The 19002-nt window shown below is 39.4% G+C and carries 14 protein-coding genes; 4 read left to right on the top strand and 10 right to left on the bottom strand.

Annotated features, from left to right (window positions below; genetic code table 11):
- Positions 1-49: 49 nt before the first annotated feature.
- Positions 50-808, top strand: coding sequence for a tRNA pseudouridine(38-40) synthase TruA (truA, locus tag ACL9RF_RS09140; RefSeq protein WP_422800307.1), 759 nt, complete (start codon positions 50-52; stop codon positions 806-808).
- 72 nt (positions 809-880) lie between these two features.
- Positions 881-2578: an ABC transporter ATP-binding protein gene (locus ACL9RF_RS09145; RefSeq protein ID WP_422800418.1), complete on the top strand. Its 1698-nt coding sequence runs from the start codon at positions 881-883 to the stop codon at positions 2576-2578.
- A gap of 134 nt (positions 2579-2712) precedes the next feature.
- Here ACL9RF_RS09145 and ACL9RF_RS09150 read toward each other — a convergent pair whose 3' ends face one another.
- The 9 genes from ACL9RF_RS09150 to ACL9RF_RS09190 all read right to left on the bottom strand — a co-directional run bounded on the left by ACL9RF_RS09150 (position 2713) and on the right by ACL9RF_RS09190 (position 15159).
- Positions 2713-3030, bottom strand: coding sequence for a hypothetical protein (locus ACL9RF_RS09150; RefSeq protein WP_422800308.1), 318 nt, complete (start codon positions 3028-3030; stop codon positions 2713-2715).
- A 60-nt stretch (positions 3031-3090) separates the two neighbouring features.
- On the bottom strand, positions 3091-4755 hold the full coding sequence (locus tag ACL9RF_RS09155) for a PepSY-associated TM helix domain-containing protein (RefSeq protein WP_422800309.1): 1665 nt from the start codon (positions 4753-4755) through the stop codon (positions 3091-3093).
- Positions 4756-4764: 9 nt separating this feature from the next.
- A complete protein-coding gene (locus tag ACL9RF_RS09160; protein WP_422800310.1) occupies positions 4765-5046 on the bottom strand; it encodes a hypothetical protein in 282 nt (93 codons plus the stop codon).
- Positions 5047-5064: 18 nt separating this feature from the next.
- Complete coding sequence (locus ACL9RF_RS09165; RefSeq protein ID WP_422800311.1) at positions 5065-5397, bottom strand: hypothetical protein; 333 nt, start codon at positions 5395-5397, stop codon at positions 5065-5067.
- Positions 5398-5515: 118 nt separating this feature from the next.
- Complete coding sequence (locus ACL9RF_RS09170; RefSeq protein ID WP_422800312.1) at positions 5516-7936, bottom strand: TonB-dependent siderophore receptor; 2421 nt, start codon at positions 7934-7936, stop codon at positions 5516-5518.
- A gap of 103 nt (positions 7937-8039) precedes the next feature.
- The gene (locus ACL9RF_RS09175; RefSeq protein ID WP_422800313.1) at positions 8040-9263 is read right to left on the bottom strand and encodes a DUF4374 domain-containing protein; all 1224 of its coding nucleotides are present in this window, start codon (positions 9261-9263) and stop codon (positions 8040-8042) included.
- Between the two features lie 23 nt (positions 9264-9286).
- Positions 9287-11629 (bottom strand): TonB-dependent receptor plug domain-containing protein, encoded by a 2343-nt coding sequence (locus ACL9RF_RS09180; protein WP_422800314.1) that lies wholly within the window; start codon positions 11627-11629, stop codon positions 9287-9289.
- 111 nt (positions 11630-11740) lie between these two features.
- Positions 11741-12445, bottom strand: coding sequence for a DUF4198 domain-containing protein (locus tag ACL9RF_RS09185; protein ID WP_422800315.1), 705 nt, complete (start codon positions 12443-12445; stop codon positions 11741-11743).
- A 599-nt stretch (positions 12446-13044) separates the two neighbouring features.
- A complete protein-coding gene (locus ACL9RF_RS09190) occupies positions 13045-15159 on the bottom strand; it encodes a M3 family metallopeptidase (RefSeq protein ID WP_422800316.1) in 2115 nt (704 codons plus the stop codon).
- 167 nt (positions 15160-15326) lie between these two features.
- On the opposite strand from ACL9RF_RS09190, the gene ACL9RF_RS09195 reads away from it, so the two are divergent.
- Both ACL9RF_RS09195 and ACL9RF_RS09200 read left to right on the top strand, forming a co-directional pair.
- Positions 15327-16433 (top strand): DUF4407 domain-containing protein, encoded by a 1107-nt coding sequence (locus ACL9RF_RS09195; protein WP_422800317.1) that lies wholly within the window; start codon positions 15327-15329, stop codon positions 16431-16433.
- 126 nt (positions 16434-16559) lie between these two features.
- Positions 16560-17072 (top strand): ecotin family protein, encoded by a 513-nt coding sequence (locus ACL9RF_RS09200; protein WP_422800318.1) that lies wholly within the window; start codon positions 16560-16562, stop codon positions 17070-17072.
- 91 nt (positions 17073-17163) lie between these two features.
- Here the strand turns inward: ACL9RF_RS09200 and typA are convergent, their stop codons facing one another.
- Positions 17164-18969 (bottom strand): translational GTPase TypA, encoded by a 1806-nt coding sequence (gene typA / locus ACL9RF_RS09205; protein ID WP_422800319.1) that lies wholly within the window; start codon positions 18967-18969, stop codon positions 17164-17166.
- Positions 18970-19002: the final 33 nt, after the last annotated feature.

Here is a 19002-nt window from a genome sequence, read left to right on the forward strand (position 1 = left end):
AACAAGAAATCTATATCAGGTCGAAAAGTATAATTCTTATCTTTGCTGCGTGGAAGATAAAAGACGATACTTTTTAGAGATTGCCTATGATGGTACCGCCTACCATGGCTGGCAGGTACAACCCAATGCTATAACGGTGCAGGAAAAACTGAATCAAGCATTAGCGACCTTCTTTAGAGAGCCGATAGAAACATTAGGTGCCGGAAGAACGGATACCGGTGTGCATGCAAAACAGTTGTATCTACATTTGGATACGGCCAACAAAAGTATAGTGCAAAATCCGGAAAAATGTATACATGCTTTAAATGCGCTACTACCTTATGATATTGCTGTAAAAAATATATATGCGGTAGCAAACGATGCGCATGCCCGGTTTGATGCCACAGCACGCTCATATGCGTACCATGTGCACTTTAAAAAGGACCCTTTTTTAGTGCATAAATCCTGGTTTATACGCGATATTCCGGATATAGAAAAAATGAATGCGGCAGCAAAGCTGTTATTAGGAAAAAAAGATTTCTCCTGTTTCAGCAAATCCAACACACAGGTTTTCACCAATATATGCACTGTAACGGAGGCCCGTTGGGAACAAAATGCTGATTCTATTGTTTTTCATATTAGTGCCGACCGTTTTCTGCGTAATATGGTACGCGCTACGGTGGGTACGCTATTGGAAGTTGGGTTGAAAGGTAAACCAATAACGTATGTCAACGAGGTATTGGAGAGTAAAAGCAGGTCAAAAGCCGGTGTATCTGTACCAGCACATGGCTTATATTTAACCCAGGTAATATACCCTTATATTAATTAAAAAACATTGAAACAAGAAAAAGTGACCGGCTCTGCCTACGACAGTAAATTACTGAACCGTTTGGCTAAATATATGCGCCCCTATAGTACATCGTTTTGGATCTCTGTGGTCTTGACCATTCTATTGGCAGCAGTGGCGCCAGCTCTCCCTTTGCTTATTGAACATACCCTGGATAAGTATATTCTGGCGGGGCAATACGAAGGGTTAAACGGCATGCTCATCTTAATGATTGCCTTGCTCCTTATCCAAACAGCGGTGCGCTACTACCATACCCTGATGACCAATACTTTAGGACAATCGGTAATTCGGGATATACGTATTCAAATATTTGACCATATTGTGAAATTGCGTTTAAAATATTTCGATAATACGCCTATTGGTAAATTAATAACGCGCACAATCTCGGACTTGGAAACCATTGCTAATATCTTCTCGGAAGGGTTGATACAGATTATTGGCGACCTGCTGCAGCTAATTGTTATTCTCGGGGTTATGTTTTATACCGATTGGAAACTTACATTGATTGTGTTAATTCCGATGCCACTAATGATTGCAGCAACTTATATTTTTAAGGAAGCTATGAAATCTGCCTTTCAGGCAGTACGTACCTGGGTTTCCAACCTGAATACCTTCTTACAGGAACATATATCAGGAATGGCCATTATACAATATTTTGCCCGTGAGGAACAGGAAATGCGTAAATTCGATACCATCAATAAAGAACACCGTAATGCACATATCCGTGCCAACTGGTATTTTTCGATTTTCTTTCCGGTGCTTGAAATTATTATGGCTATTGCCACTGGATTGTTGGTATGGTACGGATCAAAACAGATTATTGCAGATAGTATATCTCCGGGGGTAGTCGTTGCCTTTATAATGTATATCAGTATGATCTTTCGTCCGATACGGGAGCTGATCGATAAATTCAATACCTTACAGATGGGGATGGTCTCGGCAGAACGTATATTTGAGGTTTTGGATACCAAAGAATTTACCCCCAATACGGGTACCTATAAACCCGCACAAATACGCGGCGAGATTGAATTTAAAAATGTATGGTTTGCCTATAACGATGAAAACTGGGTGCTACGGGATGCTAGCTTTTCTATAAAACCTGGCGAGACATTGGCCTTGGTTGGTGCTACAGGAGCTGGAAAATCATCGACCATTAATATTTTAAGTCGCTTTTACGAAATACAAAAAGGACAAATCTTATTGGATGGTGTAGACATACGCGAATATGATCTTACTTTTTTACGTAATACCATTGCTACAGTATTACAGGATATATTCCTATTCTCAGATACGGTAACCAATAATATCACGCTACACAACCCAGATATTGGAATGGAACAAATTATCGATGCTGCGAAAAAAGTAGGCGCTTACGAGTTTATCCAGAAATTGCCGGATGGCTTTAACTACCAGGTACAGGAACGTGGTTCTACCCTGTCTGCTGGACAGGCACAATTGGTATCTTTTATTCGGGCATTGGTACATAATCCAAGCATATTAATCTTAGATGAAGCAACTTCATCTATTGATACAGAAACGGAAGAAATGATACAAGCCGCCATAGACAACCTCATGGATGGCCGCACAGCAATTGTTATTGCACACCGCTTATCGACTATACAGAAAGCGGATAAAATTATTGTACTCGATAAGGGGGAGGTAAAAGAAATGGGTAGCCACCAGGAGCTATTATCGATCGACGGGTATTACAAAAAATTATACGACCTACAGTTTAATTCGGCCAGTATATAAAAAAATCCCCCAATACATAACGTATCGGGGGAACTAAGCATACAAAGAAGAGAGTGAAATAGATACTTAATTCGTGCCTAGGACACCTTCTACCAAATTGTGCTAAATGGAAGAGGGCCCTAGGGCTTAATATTTTAATTTATCAGTTGATATACCTCGCGCATATAATAAGCCTCAAATAAAGCATTTGTAAAATCCTGCCATTCCTCTTCCGAGAAAGTGAACAAAACCTCAGGCATGGGTGTGGGCAACATCATACGGTAAACGCCATCCGGGAATTTCATAAAATCTTCTACCCCCATTCTACTTTTTATTTCTTCTAAAAAGCAATCGTACTGTGCTGGGTTAAACGTTAATATGAAAGAATTTTGCCAGATATAATGACTCTGACAACCACTACAGTAACTTACTGTCGTATTTCCTTTAGAGCTTAATGTCGTTGACTTGCACATCTTTGTTTTTATTTAGACCAAATATAAATAATATAAAAGTAGATTCCCAAATTTTTTAAATTATTTTTTTTGCTGGGCTAAATTTTTAAAAAACTGTCGGGATTTCATAAATGCCGTTAAAGCAATTACAGCAATTATTATCCATAAAAAATCAATTAAGAACAAATCCGTTTGTCTATAAAATAAAGTCTTCCAAAACCAGTTTCCTGTTACAATACCGTTGGTTAGGGGAACTAGAAATGCCAAAACGCTACCCAGCAATAAAGACTCCCGGTTGGTACGGTTTATACTTTTACGAAGGGTATAATAGAGGGTAAACAGCAGCCAGCAGATAAAATAAACGCGGTAGATAAAACTTTGATCGACCACAGGGCTTACTTTAATTGCAATAAATGTTAATGCAGTAACCGGCAGCATCGTTAAACATACCGCCATAAAGAAGTTTGCCAGCCAAGCATTGAATTTCCTTTTATACGGCAGCACATTATTCTTATCGCGTGCCACTAACCAAATTAAAATCCCTGAGGTAATTACCAGGCAACCCATGATGCCTAAAACAAAATACAGCGCGCGCAACGGCAGACCGCCAAAATCTCCAAAATGTAACCTATAGATTAAAGCTTTAATCCAGTCGACATAAGTCAGGTTTTGGGTAGGCGATTTTTCGTGCATTATTTTTTGGTCATGTACACGGATATCTACCATGCCTACACCGGCAAAACTTTTAGGATGTTTAGCTTCTAATTCCATAATAATATGCATATTCGAATCGGCATAATTCTTAATAAAAAAACGCGTTACATCAGCATCGGGATATTTTTGTTCAGCCAAACTTAAGTAATCGGCAATACGGACATTATGCTCCATAGGCTGATAGGAATACGCATGTGTTACGTTGCGGGAGTACCCCAAGTCCTGGTACATTTTATCCGTATCGCCTTTATACAGCAGATTACTAAACGGAAGTACAAGTACCGAATTTATAATTAAGAATATTCCTGTTACGGCATATAAAAATTGAAATGGAAATCCAATAACCCCCAGACCAGTATGCATATCGGTCCATACCGTTTTCCATTTATTAAAAGGGCGGTAGACGAAAAAGTTATTCACAATTTTATCCCAATGCAATAACAAGCCCGTAATTAGTGCAAAAAGGAATAAAAAAGAGGTTACCCCAGCCACAAAATACCCAAAAGGGGCAATACCCATGCGAATAGGAACCTCATTCAGCTGCGCTAAAAAGTGAAGTCTATATAGAAATTCGCCCATATCATAGTTTGTGGCATAATCGCCACTACTCTTTTTTACAAAATCGTAATTAAAGTATTTGCTATCCTCACCTCCACGCCCCCTTCTACCTTTGGTCGGCTGGCCACCCTCACTTTTCTTTTTTGCTGCCAGATGGGCAACATTCTCTTTATTCAATATACTATCATTGGATGCTGAGAGGTTAAAATAAGCGCCAACACCCGTACGCTGCATATAGATAGAAATATCACGCCCATGCATATTCATGCCCCCTTTAAGGGAATCTAGCAGGTAATCGTAGCTATGCTGATCTTTTTCATAGGTAGTATACGATGTGTTTTTCTGCCATGCTGATATCTCCTTCTTAAAAAAGGAGAAGGAGCCTGCAAAGAAGATAACATACAATAGCCCACAAATAATAATGCCACTAATGGTATGCGTATGAAAGAAAATATTATAGTTTCTAATATTCATAATAGGTATTTATCCTAGTTTTAAAATATAGGGTAATGAAAAAATCAACGTAAGCAGGACATAAATTGCCCATACCTTCCAACCGTTTTTAGCCAAAAATGCGAGTACCATTAAAACCGCCCACAGGATATACCCGGTAAAAGCAGCGGTCATAATGACATCACTTTTATGAAACAAAAAGGTCATTAAAATATGGAAGGATAACATGACAGCATATCCACCGATAAAACCAGCCGTAATTTTCAGAAACCGCTGGAATGGTGTACTTAAATATTTTTTATTAGCAGGCATAAACTGGTAAAATAAAAGTTAGCATATAAATAGTTCTAAGGCTAAGCCGATTAAGAAAAGACAGATAAGATGTGTCCAACGCAAATAACGATACGGAAGCAGCAAAAATACAGTGCTTAGTAGAGCCATGGCATAGATAACCACCGCGAAAATACCAGCTCCGATTCCATTATACAGCAATAATAAGGGCACCGTGAGCAGCAATAAAGCCAAGCTAAGGGCCCTTAATAAAGAAGGTTTTCGCGCTAGCTGCTCCAGCCATGCGGGGCGTTTCCCAAATTTCACGCGCTTGCTACTGTTGTAAAAGAGATATGCAGCGAATAGTATAATGCTTATAAGTACGGTATACATAATAAAATTAAGTGTTTCAATTTAAGCCTGTAAAACACATTAGAGGTACCCTTTTATACAGGTACCCCTAATGCTTACATGCGATTTAAGGTATAAGAAATCAAGGGGCTTGAGCATGCTAAAATTTATACACGATACCACAACGTATATTACGTCTTGCCTCCACGATATAACTGTAATAATCTACAGCACCTTTCTCTTTGATTAATTTCTGTGAGGCCCTACTAATAGATCCTGCTGTCATTAAAAACCTATTATCCAACAGGTTGTTTACCAACAACGAAATACTATACCTCCCCTTTTGATATCCAAAACCAAGGTCAGTTCTAAAATAATCTTTGAAATTTGAAGTTTTCGTTACTCCGATAGCACGGCCCATCATCGATTGGACACCCCCCATAATACCTAAACCTCTTAAACTTCCCTGATAAACATGGTAGTTTAACCAAAGATTAGTAATATGTTTAGCCGTGTTAGGCGTAATATTTCCGATGGTACTCTTATCCGTAGCCTTACTAATTTTAGCATCAGTATATGCATAATTGGCCACCACATTCAACCCTCGCACAATTTCGCCTGTAATATCCAGCTCAATCCCTTTCGTACGTGTTTCACCAAGCTGCGCTTGAAAGGTTTTTCCATCGACTACGTGTGCAGGATCAGGATCCTCTACCAAAGCATTTTTTCTACGTATCGTATAGGCGCTGATCGAAGAAATCCATTTACCATTAAACCATTCTCTTTTTAGACCAACCTCCAGATCATCCCCTAATACAGGCTTAAAGGCTTTACCTTCCCAATCCGTACCCGAAATAGGCACAAAAGACTGATCAAATAAAGCATACGCCGAAGTCTGCTTGTTAAGGGAATAACTTAAGCCTACACGTGGTGTGAAGACCTTATCCTTAATTTCTGCGACTTTATCCTTACCAACGGTTTCTGCCATGGTATAACGCAAACCCAAAGAGAAGCGTAACTTCTCCGGAATTAAACTCATCTCATCGTGTACATAAAACGACATATACGATACAGAACTTACATATCCAGAGCCACCGGCGCGGACTTTAGTATCTACCGATCGATCAATCGGTGCAAAGACATTTCCCGGAATACCATATTCTGGATTATAGACGTTTAAATCTTTAAAGGGTATGGAATCTAGAAGCGATCTGAAATCACCCCAAAATTTCTTTGTTCCAAAATCTGCACCCACTAAAATTTTATGTTTTATTTTTCCGGTGTATTCTTCACCAGCAAAGGAAAACTGTCCGAAAGCATTTTCGCCGACCTCATCGGCAATGCTATAATAACGAGGAGCATCGCCATTTGCTTTCATATAATTTAACCATGTACTGGTTGCATCCATCTTAAAATTAAAGTATGCCAGCTGACCATGGAACTTCCAGGTCGGACTTAATTTATGGTCCAGGTATACATACGCACTATGATCGCGTAATTTTCCAGGATCAAAAGAAGGATCACCATAAAAAAAGTCATTACGAATTCCCGGATCGGCAAACTGCTTTGGCGAGAAGGTATAATTGCCGTTTGTTAAATAAGTAGATCCCTGAAACGTATACTCCAATGTTAACGTTGTAAGGGAATCAATCTTATAACTAACCACCGGCGCTATGGATATACGATTGCTATAATTATATTTCGTAAAAAAGTCCTTCTTCTGACCTGCGACATTTAATCGATACAACAGCCTGCCATCCGCACTTAATTTTCCATCCAGATCGAGGGCGCCTCTATACGTGCTAAAACTTCCCATATTAAACTGTACAGACCCCTTCTGATGTCCCGTTGGTTTTTTAGTAACCACATTATAAAACCCTCCAGGCTCACCATTCGCTAGCATAAACCCGGCAGGGCCTTTCACAAACTCAATACGATCAATAACCGAGGCATCCTCCGCAGTAGGGCCCCACGAGGCCTCGATATTCATTCCATTTCGAAATGCAGGCAATTTAGAACCCCGCATTCTGATATTAGCATATTGATTATCCCAATGCCCTTGCCTGGAAGCACCACTGATGTTGCGTGTTACCCCGTCCAGGATATCAAACACCTGCTGATCGGCCATAAGATCCGAAGAAATAACCTGAATATTTTGTGGCAGCTCAAGAATTGGCGATTGCAAACGTAAGGATCCGGAAATGCTATCGAACTTATAATTTTGATAATATTTACCCGATACGGCCACCTCATCTATTGAAACGCCCAAGGCATCTATGGTTAACGTTTTAAGATGTACATCATCCTTTACGAGCACTATATTTTCTGTATATGGCTGTAGGCCTACCCCCTGTATGCGTAACACATACTTCCCAGGCTTAATGTTCGACAGTTTAAAAAAACCATTTTTATCCGATACCCCTTTGATGTTTCCTCCTTCAAGAGAAACTGTTGCTCCACGAATAGGGTCCATATTTTTAGAACGCAAATACCCATCTATAGTAATGCCTACTTGTGCCCATACATTAGTACTTGTCGCTATTAAAAGAAGAACAAATACGAAATAAGTATATCTTTTCATGTCTGATGTAGGATTAAAAATATAAGGTGCCCTTAGAATAAACCCACAAAGCGAGGTTTTGCTATACGCATTCTAAGGAGCACCAATTAAAAGAATAGATTTTCTAGTTTAAATGCTCTATAGCCGTAATTGTTCCGCCTTCGACCTTTAAACCACGAGTTGCCGTAGCAGTAGTAGCATCAATTTTATAAATATAACCGACACCCGATTTTAGGTTAACCCCAATATGCCCTGTACGGCCATCTTTAACTGCATAATTATTGGTTCCTGTGAAACCCTTTATTTCCTCTGCTGCAGGCAAGCCCGTAACAGCTTTATACGTTTTATTCGCCACATTAATTACCCCAACAATATTTCCAGTTTTATAAAGCCCCTTTTCTGCCTTAGTATTAGAGAAAATAATAAAATTGTTATTCCCTAAATACTTCCAGTTTGTAATGTTTAATCCACCAGTAGCGGCCTCGATATCAAATAAATACGAAGAGTCAAAAACTGTAGTTCCAGCTTTTATACGCGTCACCGCGGAAGGCTTTGTGGTATTAATCGTTGCATCCGTACCTCCCGACGAAGCAATGGCCGAAGAGAAGGTATATACATCACCATTTTCTGTAGGCTCAATAGCATCTGTGAAGTAACGGCCGATAAAACTCGTACGCGTATCTTCTATCACCTTTTCTAATTTCATATCTGGGTAAGAAAAAATGGCAACCCAAGCCTTATCCGGAAAAGCGGTACCGAAAGTAGCGCTACAACAGCCTTTAACGGAGAAAAATGGCGCATAAACCTTATCGCCTACTTGCTTAATCCAGCTAAAGAACGCCAGCTCTCCATTTTTAGTAATCTCTGCTGTATTAATATCCCCCTGCCCATCGATTTTTAAGCCATTGGTATTAAACCTATACCATGTAGTAACTGGATTGGTAATATTTCTGGAGATTTTCATCATTAAGATATCATCCTTTACAGGTGTGAATGCCTGCACCGTTTCGGTAACGGTATTGGCTATTTTATTTAAATTTCCACCGAGGATATTATAGACAGTAATGGCGCCAGGGTTACCCTGACCATACAACATGCTATAGAGTTTATTATTCGTGGTTACATAATAACGATACGTACCATCTTGCTCTACACCCTGCCCAGCGTTAGAAATTGTCCCCTCTTCTAAACTCGCGGCAGTTAACAAATAATCAGCAACTCCTGTCGCAGCAACTGGAGAAACGGCGACAACAAAGTTCCCTGGATTGCGTGTTGCATTATCATCCTTGGAGCAAGAAAATAAAGAAGCAGAAATGGCTAAGGCTAGTAATGATTGTTTGATTGTCATTGTTAAATAAAATTTATGTGTTATTATTTTTTACTAAAGAAATAGCGCAGTTTAACATAAAAAGCACGCCCTGGTTTTTGAAGACTAAAGTTATCTACCAACAGTTCGTCGGTAATATTTCTAGCCTCCAAAGCAATATTGTATTTTCCTTTTGCCAGGCTATATACCATATTAATATCATGGCTGAGCTGGTTGGGTATACCGCGTTTTTCATCCTCGGCAGCACGACCACCGCGGCTTGGCCAATACAAATAGAATTTATTCATGTACATTAAGTTATACCCGATATTTAGGTTATTATCGGGACGGCCAACATTGCGAAAAAACACGGACACATCTGCATTGGCAAATAAATAAGGAATATTAGGCATCTGGTCTTTATACACCGGACTAATACCCGTGTAATCGGGTTCAATTTTCTGCATATTTTGCAGATATTGGTAGGTTATATTACCTCCCGCACTAATAAAGTTTTTGTAGGAGTAACGGATATCTGCATCAACACCCCAAGTGCGTACCCCATCTCTATTGTCGGCAATAATGCGTGCCTGATTACTTTCAAATCGTGTAAAAATAAAATTGTGCGCATACCTGTAAATCAAGTTTGAATTAACCCTAAAATGATGGTTACTCGCTAGATTAAAATTGTAGGCAAGCCCAGCATTCACATTATTACTCGATTCCGGCTTAAGGTTTGGGTTAGGCGCCTGTATTTCCAAATCGCCAAAAATTTCATCGTTTGTTGCCAACCTATTGGTCAATTCATAGGAAGCCTTTACCTGCAATTGAGGGTTTATAAAATAACTTGCGGCAGCACCATAACCCAAACGATTCATTTTCTCATCGCGCAGGCCTTCCGCCAGCAAGTTCTGTGTCAAAAGTTTTCCAAAAACCGTAAAATCAAACTGATCATTTGCTTTGATTATATAACCTAAGCCCAGGATATTCTTCTGCGTCTTTTTTGTTTTCTCGTACTCCGCATTTGTAGGGTTTAAGGGGTCACTCCCTTTTCTATTAAAGGTAGTAAATACATTATTTAAGGAGATCTCTTGCCTTTGGCCGATACTATACTTCGCCATACTGGTCACTATCCCTTCGTTGTTGCGAAACTTATAGCGGGTTTTACTTTGCGCCTCCCCGCTTGTGGGGCTCAGCACCGTCGTAACACCAAACCAATCGTAGCGCCTATTGGCTGTATCAATATTCTGGCTCCAACCCAGATTCAGGTTAGCAGTTACTTGTACATCCAACCCTTTTATCAGGTCTGTTTTACTATATTTTAAAGTCGGCATCACCAGACTTCCTCTGCGGTGCCGTTCACCAAATACCGACTGCATACGTGCACCCGTCTGTATTTCTTTATAGTCTTTTCCCAAGACCACACCAACTAACAATTTATCAGCATACGGTTTATCGACAACGCCTAGGTTTGCGATAACAGTTTCATTATGGTAAGTGTCATTAAAACGTTTTACTTTAGTTGCACGTTGAAAATTATCCAAACGATTTTCATATGCAGGAATGGAAACCTTATAATTATTATCCGCGTAATTTTGAAAAGCATTAAGCTGTATAGTAAAACCATTTTTACTCGTTACCGCAGTATTAATAACCGATCTATGCGTATTAAAAGAGCCATAAGAATAAGAGGCGTCCACATAAGTACGAGATCTATTACCCGAAATAATATTAATGGCGCCGCCTAAGGCATCAGAACCTAACCAAATGGGTACAACCCCCTTATATACCTCAACACGATCGGCCAAATTAATGGGGATATTGTTAATTTGAAACGCCGTTCCCATATTATCCATGGGAATACCATCGATAAATACGCGCACATGATTACCAGAAAAGCCATTCAGTGATAAATTAAAATTAGAGCCAACACCACCACTTTCACGAACCTTTATTCCAGCCGTTTTATTCAAAGCCCCAGCAATATCTAAGGTGGTATTATAAAGTTTAGTAGCATCAATAGCCGTAACATTAAAAGCCAGCTTATTGACTTCTTGAACCTTGGTGAGTCCTAAAACTTTTACCTGTTCAATTGCTTTTTCATCGGGTAGTAGCCTTACCTCCACCGCATTCTTTCCAGGCCTCACGGTTAAGGTTTTCGAATACGTCTGGTACCCCACAGCGGATACATTCAGGGTAACGGTACCTTCCTTACTATTTAAGTAAACAAAATTTCCTGCAGCGTCGGCGGGAATACTTTTCCCATTTAGCTTTACGCTGGGATTATGAACGGCTTCGCCCTGAGCAGAAAGTACCTTTCCTAATATGGACGTTTCGTTTTGTTGTGCCTGTGCAGTCCAAACTAATCCCAAAAAGAGATACAGGGCACAAAATTTTATAATTTGCATTTTATAGAATAATTACGGTATCGAGCGCTTAAATTTTAAATGTTTTAGGTGAATTATTACCTGTTAAAGCCCATCTTAGGTTGCCGCCAAGTGGTAAGCTTTACTGCGATTTTATTTTACGTTAACAAATGTTGTTGTTCCATGCCAGGTTTTCTTAAAGGCGTTATTATGCCATAAACCATCCTGTTCGATAATATTTGAAGCCTCAATAACATAGTTTCCTTTCCATAAAGCCGGAAACGTTACCATCCCTTTAGCGTCAGTTTTAAAAGCTTTAGTCCAGCCCTCACCACTCATTACCAACACCTCAGCATCGGCCAAGGGTTTACCAGCAGCTACCACAGCCACACGAACCTTAGCACCTACTTTATAGACCGCTGGTGTTACCAGCACAGCCAATGGAGCTTGTACAGACCATTCTGAAGGTTTGCCGACATTGACCAGTGCCAACGATGAAAACACATACTTTGTTGTCCCCCCTAAGTCCTTGGCAGCATGCTCTACCGAAAGGCTATAGGTTCCATCTTCTGTAGGGGTAAAATTTGCCGTAAAGAAGTCTGCCCCGGCCGTTTTTTTCAGTTCAATACGTTGTTTACTGGGGGTGGTAAGCCATAAGGTAAAAGATTGGACATCCGAATACCATTTGTCTACAGGTTCTAATTCTTTCGTGGCATATTCCCCGTAATATACCCTAACCGTTTGGGTTTGGTTTTTTACACCTACCGCATTTGTCTCGACCCAAAGGGCATGCGCGAAAGATAATTTCCCAGTTAACAATAGCACGATAAATAATGTGGATTTTAAAATCTGTTTCATATGTATGTATTAATAATTGAAAATGAATAAATTCTTGAAAGCGAAAACAGGGGATAAAAGAAGGTCATACGTAAGAATTCCTGTGGGGAGGAGGAAATAAAGGTACAAGGTTTCGGTGCTTTATTAAACAGGGCACCAATTTTTACTTTCATAATATTTTGAATTGTCGAATAAACACAAATAGTCTACCGATTATGAAAGGAAAGCAAGACAGTTATTGCGTAGCATTAGAGAGAGAACGTTTTTTTTCCTATCTTGCTTTGCCTTCCATATTTTACGGTATCGGGAGCGTCTGTTACAGCCTAGCTGAAACAAACGGCTACATCAGTTGCCGCTGATTGTAGCAATCGCGTCATGCAAAGATTGCCGTCTTTTGCATGGCGCTCCTTTGTTTTTAAGCAGTCTATACTAACCAGTGATATAAACTAAACTAAACATAATGGTTACTCCATTTCAAGTATTTATTTAGACTGATTAAAAACAATTCAAAGATAGAAGGAAATATCTCTTCTACAATATTTATTTTACATTATTTTACAAAACCTAGGTGTATAACAAAAAAAGGTGACCTTATGGCCACCTTTTTTTGTTGTAGTATTTTAATTTAATCCTCTTTTGTTCATTAAATAAACCGGGTCTGGGTCTTTTCCCCGAAACGCCTTATATAAATCAGCAGGATTGCCTGTAGCGCCCTTTTCTAGGATATTTCTACGGAAAGATGCTGCTGTAGGTTGATCGAATAAACCCTTTTCCTTAAATGCAGCAAAAGCATCGGCATCCAACACTTCAGCCCAGATATAAGCATAATACCCTGCCGAATATCCACCAGAAAAGATATGCTGGAAATACGTACTTCTGTAACGCGGCAAGATAGCATCAATAAGTCCTAATTTTGTTAACCCTTGCTTTTCGAATGCATTCATATCTTTACCGATAGGTGCCGTTGCAGCATGGTAGTTTAAGTCCAAAAATGAAGCCGCCAAGTATTCTGTAGTTGCAAAGCCTTGACCAAAAGTACCCGCTTTTTCCATTTTAGCAATTAAAGAATCCGGAATAGCCTCACCCGTTTTATAGTGTTTAGCATACGTTTTTAACACCGCCGGATCTGCAGCCCAGTTTTCCATAACTTGAGAAGGGAGTTCAACAAAGTCACGGGAAACCGACGTTCCAGACAACGATTTATATTTCACATTTGAAAGTAAACCATGCAAAGCATGTCCAAATTCATGGAATAAGGTTGTAGCCTCATCGAAAGTCAATAACGCAGGCTGATCGCCTACAGGCTTCGTAAAGTTACACACTATACTAATCACGGGAGCAACACGTTTACCATCTTTGGTATACTGGCTACGGTAGGAAGTCATCCAAGCACCCCCACGTTTGGATTCACGAGGGAAAAAGTCGGCATACAACAAGCCTAAATGGGAGCCATCTTTATCTTTAACCTCATAAACCTCTACCTCTGGGTGATAAGCTGGCACATTATTTAAAGCCACAAAAGACAAGCCATACAAGTTATGTGCTGTAGCAAAAGCCCCTTCACGCACAGCCGAAAGACTGAAATAAGGTTTTATTTCTTCTTCATTTAAGGCAAAACGTTTCACGCGGATTTTCTCCTCATAATATCTCCAATCGTAAGGAGCAACGCGGAAAGTATCTTTTGCAGCTTCAATTTCCTTCCTTATATCCGCTTCTTCAGCCTTCGCTTTGGCGATTGCTGGAGCCCATAATTTATTTAACAGGTCATACACATGCGTTGGATTTTGTGCCATAGACTCTTCCAGAACATAGGCCGCATGAGAAGGGTAACCTAATAACTTAGCCTTTTCTAGGCGAAGGTTAGCGATATCTACCAGAACGGTCTTATTGTCGAACTCGTTATCGTTATTACCACGTAACTGGTAAGCGTTCCAAATTTGCTGACGTAAAGAACGTTTATCGGCATACTGCAAAAATGGCATTACCGAAGGGTTTGATAATGTGAACACCCATTTCCCTTCCTTACCTTTGCTCTTTGCTGTTTCAGCAGCGGCAGCAATCACAGCATCCGGCAAACCTGCAAGATCGGCATGGTTATCAATCACCAATTCGTAGGCGTTATTATCAACCAATAAATTTTGGTCAAACTGCGTCGTTAATACCGAAAGCTTCGCATTAATATCTTTTAATTTTATTTTATTGGCATCCGACAAATTTGCGCCCGCACGTATAAAACCTTTATACGTTTCCTCTAATAATCTCTGATCCTCAGCGTCTAAACCTAAAGTAGCTTTGTTGTTATACACCGCTTTTACGCGGTCAAACAATTTTGCATTCAGTTTAATCTCATCTGCATGCGCGGATAATACAGGCGCCATATCCTTAGCTATAGCTTGTATAGTATCGTTAGTATTGGCCGATTTAAGGTTATAAAAAATAGTCGATACTTTCGACAACAAAGATCCTGCACGCTCCAAAGCAACGACAGTATTCGCGAATGTAGGCACATCGGTATTCGTAACAATGCTATCAATCTCCCTGTTGTGTTGCTTCAAAGCCTGTTCAAAAGCAGGTCTAAAATGCTCGTCCTTAATTTTATCAAACGGCGGAACATCAAATGGGGTTTCGTATGGAGCTAAAAGCGGGTTTTCAGCATTTAGGTTTTTTTCATCACTACCACAGCCTACAAACATAGAGGCAACTACTAGCAAAGGGATAAAACTTTTTTTATTCATTATCAAATAAAATTTTATGAATCGTTGTGTTTTTTTTACAAAGATAGGGAATCCTAGGCACATGAACAGCCCATAAGGCTAACATGCAGTAATTCAATACCAATAAGTTTTTAAAAATTTGTTGTTACTTTTAATAAACTTAAGCGTCTAACTTGAAAAAGATTGAAATGAATTCAATAAAAAATTTCTTCTGGTGGTGCGCAGGTGTGCATACAGAAACCCTAGACCGATATCCTGAAGAGCATAATAAGTATGTAAGTATTGGTGCAACGATATTTTTCACGGGTTTATTTGCTGCGCTTGCTGGCGGATACGCTTTATATTTTGTGTTCAGCGGTAGCATCATGGCCGTACTGTATGCTGCCCTGTTTGGCCTACTCTGGGGGCTCGCCATCTTTAATTTAGACCGGTATATTGTGTTAAGCATGGATAAAACCAAAGGAGGGTTTAAACAATTCCTACAGGCATTACCACGTATAATACTGGCCATTATTATAGGTTTGGTAATCTCGCGACCCTTAGAGCTTAAAATATTTGACAAAGAAATCCGGGAGCACCTTAAAGTAGAATACCTAAAACAGCAACGTGCTACGGTGGATACCCTAAATAAAACCTTTGAAAAAAAATACCTGAGCGAGTATGAGCAACTTAAAGCCTTAAAAACGCAGGCCGACTCGCTAGAATCCCGTATTAAAGAAGACCGTCAGAAATTAAACCATGAAATTTTCGGGACAAAAACCGAGGAAACATCGGGCGTTTTAGGGTATGGTCCCTATGCAAAAATGAAAGAAGAGGCTTTAAAAAAAGATGAAATCTACTTAGATACCCTCCGCAACCGTGCTCAAGATGCAGAAAAGCAGCTGTTGGATCGAAAAAGTAAAGAAGGTATATTAAACCAACGAATTTTTGCAGACAAGAGTTTGGATAGTGTCATCAATATTAGCGGTTTTGCCGATAGAAATGCGGCCCTAAGCAACCTCCATAAAAAACCAGATGGTACAACAAACACGGCAACCGAATATGCCGTTGTTTTTATTGCCTTATTATTTGTGTTATTTGAATGCCTACCCGTATTCGTAAAACTGATGAGTGCCAAGGATGTTTACGATATAGCCATGAAAAATCAACGCACAGTACATATTTTGGAATCAGATTCGGATGTTGATATCGAAAAAAATGCATTAAACCAGATTATTCCCCAACGTACAGATACAGCCATACAACGTCGGTTAGCGAAACTGGACCGTAGCCCTGAGGACACTATAAAACAGTAACTCAAAGGAAATAAATAAGGTAATACTAAATTTATATTCACATTGATTAAACCTTTTAGTCTAAAATTTATCAAATTAAGCAAAGCTTATAAAAGAGTTATACGCTAAAACATAATTTACTAGAAAATGAATAAATCAATTTGGAAAACGTTAACGTTATTTGTAACCCTACTCGGATTTACATCGATTGCGATGGCGCAAAACATTATGAAACAAAATACCGATATTTTTCCTGCACCTGAAAAAGGGTACAAGAAATTAATTATTGAGGTACCACATTCCAGTAAGGATGAGAACAAAAAAATTGAATTTAGTGTCGGTAAATGGATGGAAGTAGATGCCTGCAACTACTTTAATCTTATGGGCGAAATTACACAAAAAGATCTATCAGGATGGGGCTATAACTACTATGTTTTTCATACAAAAGGAGATGTAGTTTCAACACAAATAGGCTGCTTAGACAATAAAAAAAGAAATCTATTTGTCACGGCAACACCTACTATCGTCAATTACAACGGAAAATTGCCGATTGTAATTTATGTTCCCGAAGGATACGATGTACATTTCAAAATCTATAAAGCGGAGGAGGATACCTATATCGCTGCAGAAGAATCAAAACCTGTACATAACAAAAAATAAGACAAGGTTAATACCATAAACCCATAAAAAATAAGGTGTGCTTTTGCAAGCACACCTTATTTTTTATGGGTTAAGTCAATACGTTTATGGCTTATTGAAACTTTTTACTATTGATTTTACGTTCGTTTTCAGTTAAGTAAATCTTACGTAAACGCATCGATTGCGGCGTTACTTCGATATACTCATCCGCCTGAATATACTCCATACACTCCTCCAAAGAGAATTTTATTGCCGGAGCAATACGTGTATTATCATCCGAACCCGAAGCACGCATATTTGTTAACTGCTTACCTTTAGTTACGTTAATTGTTAAATCGTTATCACGGATATGCTCCCCTAAAATCTGTCCTTCATAAATATCCACTCCTGGATCTACGAAGAAGCGTCCACGATCTTGTAGTTTGTCGATAGAGTATGCAGTCGTAGAGCCCGTATCTAAAGAAATCAATACACCAGCTAAACGACCAGGGATAGTACCTTTCCAAGGCTCATAACCTTTCAAGCGGTGCGCCATTACAGCCTCACCCGCAGTAGCCGTTAGTACGTTATTACGTAAACCGATGATACCACGAGAAGGGATAGAGAACTCTAAGTGTTGCATTTCGCCTTTAGACTCCATAATCAACAACTCACCTTTACGTTGCGTTACCAACTCGATAACTTTACCCGATACCTCGCCCGGTACATCAACCACCAATTCTTCAATAGGCTCACATTTTACGCCATCAATTTCTTTAACGATAACCTGTGGCTGCCCTACCTGTAACTCGTAGCCTTCACGACGCATAGTTTCGATTAATACCGATAAGTGAAGAATACCACGACCATATACCAACCAAGCATCCGGAGATTCTGTAGGCACAACACGTAAAGCCAAGTTTTTCTCTAATTCTTTTTGTAAACGATCATAAATATGACGCGAAGTAACAAATTTACCCTCTTTACCAAAGAATGGAGAGTTATTAATCGTGAACAACATATTCATGGTAGGCTCATCAATGTGCATTACCTCCAATTGTTCCGGATTTTCGAAGTCAGCAATAGTATCACCAATTTCAAAACCATCGATACCTACAACCGCACAAATATCACCTGCATGAACTTCAGCAACTTTAATACGTCCTAAACCTTCAAACACCTGTAGCTCTTTCACGCGAGATTTTACAATCTTACCATCACGTTTAACCAAAGATACCGGTTGGTTCTCTTTAATAACACCACGTGCCACACGACCAATAGCAATACGGCCTACGAATGTAGAATAATCTAAAGAAGTTACCTGCATCTGCAAAGTACCCTCTGCTACAGCAGGAGCAGGAATATGCGCAATAATTGCATCTAAAAGATCCGTAAAATCTTCCGTAGGTTTTTTCCAGTCTGTAGACATCCATCCTTGTTTAGATGAACCGTAAAGAACAGGGAAATCCAATTGTTCTTCGTTTGCACCCAAATTAAAGAATAAATCGAACACACTTTCGTATACCTCCTCTGGACGACAGTTTTCTTTGTCTACCTTATTTACCACCACAATAGGTTTAATTCCTAAACCTAAAGCTTTACCCGTAACGAAACGCGTTTGTGGCATTGGTCCTTCAAAAGCATCCACCAATAAAACAACCCCATCCGCCATTTTCAATACACGTTCAACCTCACCACCGAAATCGGCGTGACCAGGTGTATCAATAATATTGATTTTGGTGTCTTTGTATTTAACAGATACGTTTTTTGATACAATAGTGATTCCGCGCTCGCGCTCCAAATCATTGTTATCCAAAATTAATTCACCCGCAGTTTCATTTTCTCTGAACTGATTCGTGAAATAAAGGATTTTATCAACTAATGTTGTTTTACCGTGGTCTACGTGCGCGATAATCGCGATATTTCTAATATTCTGCATTGAGCAATAATGTGTTATAAAAATTTAGAGGTG

This window comes from Sphingobacterium sp. Mn56C (genome assembly GCF_049319645.1).
Taxonomy (GTDB): Bacteria; Bacteroidota; Bacteroidia; order Sphingobacteriales; family Sphingobacteriaceae; genus Sphingobacterium.

Bases quoted from the DNA above. Each gene is read 5' to 3' on its own strand.
- ACL9RF_RS09150 (WP_422800308.1), bottom strand. From the start codon at position 3,030: ATGTGCAAGTCAACGACATTAAGCTCTAAAGGAAATACGACAGTAAGT.
- ACL9RF_RS09190 (WP_422800316.1), bottom strand. From the start codon at position 15,159: ATGAATAAAAAAAGTTTTATCCCTTTGCTAGTAGTTGCCTCTATGTTT.
- ACL9RF_RS09175 (WP_422800313.1), bottom strand. From the start codon at position 9,263: ATGACAATCAAACAATCATTACTAGCCTTAGCCATTTCTGCTTCTTTA.
- ACL9RF_RS09185 (WP_422800315.1), bottom strand. From the start codon at position 12,445: ATGAAACAGATTTTAAAATCCACATTATTTATCGTGCTATTGTTAACT.
- ACL9RF_RS09155 (WP_422800309.1), bottom strand. From the start codon at position 4,755: ATGAATATTAGAAACTATAATATTTTCTTTCATACGCATACCATTAGT.
- ACL9RF_RS09180 (WP_422800314.1), bottom strand. From the start codon at position 11,629: ATGCAAATTATAAAATTTTGTGCCCTGTATCTCTTTTTGGGATTAGTT.
- ACL9RF_RS09165 (WP_422800311.1), bottom strand. From the start codon at position 5,397: ATGTATACCGTACTTATAAGCATTATACTATTCGCTGCATATCTCTTT.
- ACL9RF_RS09195 (WP_422800317.1), top strand. From the start codon at position 15,327: ATGAATTCAATAAAAAATTTCTTCTGGTGGTGCGCAGGTGTGCATACA.
- ACL9RF_RS09170 (WP_422800312.1), bottom strand. From the start codon at position 7,936: ATGAAAAGATATACTTATTTCGTATTTGTTCTTCTTTTAATAGCGACA.
- ACL9RF_RS09200 (WP_422800318.1), top strand. From the start codon at position 16,560: ATGAATAAATCAATTTGGAAAACGTTAACGTTATTTGTAACCCTACTC.
- typA (WP_422800319.1), bottom strand. From the start codon at position 18,969: ATGCAGAATATTAGAAATATCGCGATTATCGCGCACGTAGACCACGGT.
- ACL9RF_RS09160 (WP_422800310.1), bottom strand. From the start codon at position 5,046: ATGCCTGCTAATAAAAAATATTTAAGTACACCATTCCAGCGGTTTCTG.
- ACL9RF_RS09145 (WP_422800418.1), top strand. From the start codon at position 881: ATGCGCCCCTATAGTACATCGTTTTGGATCTCTGTGGTCTTGACCATT.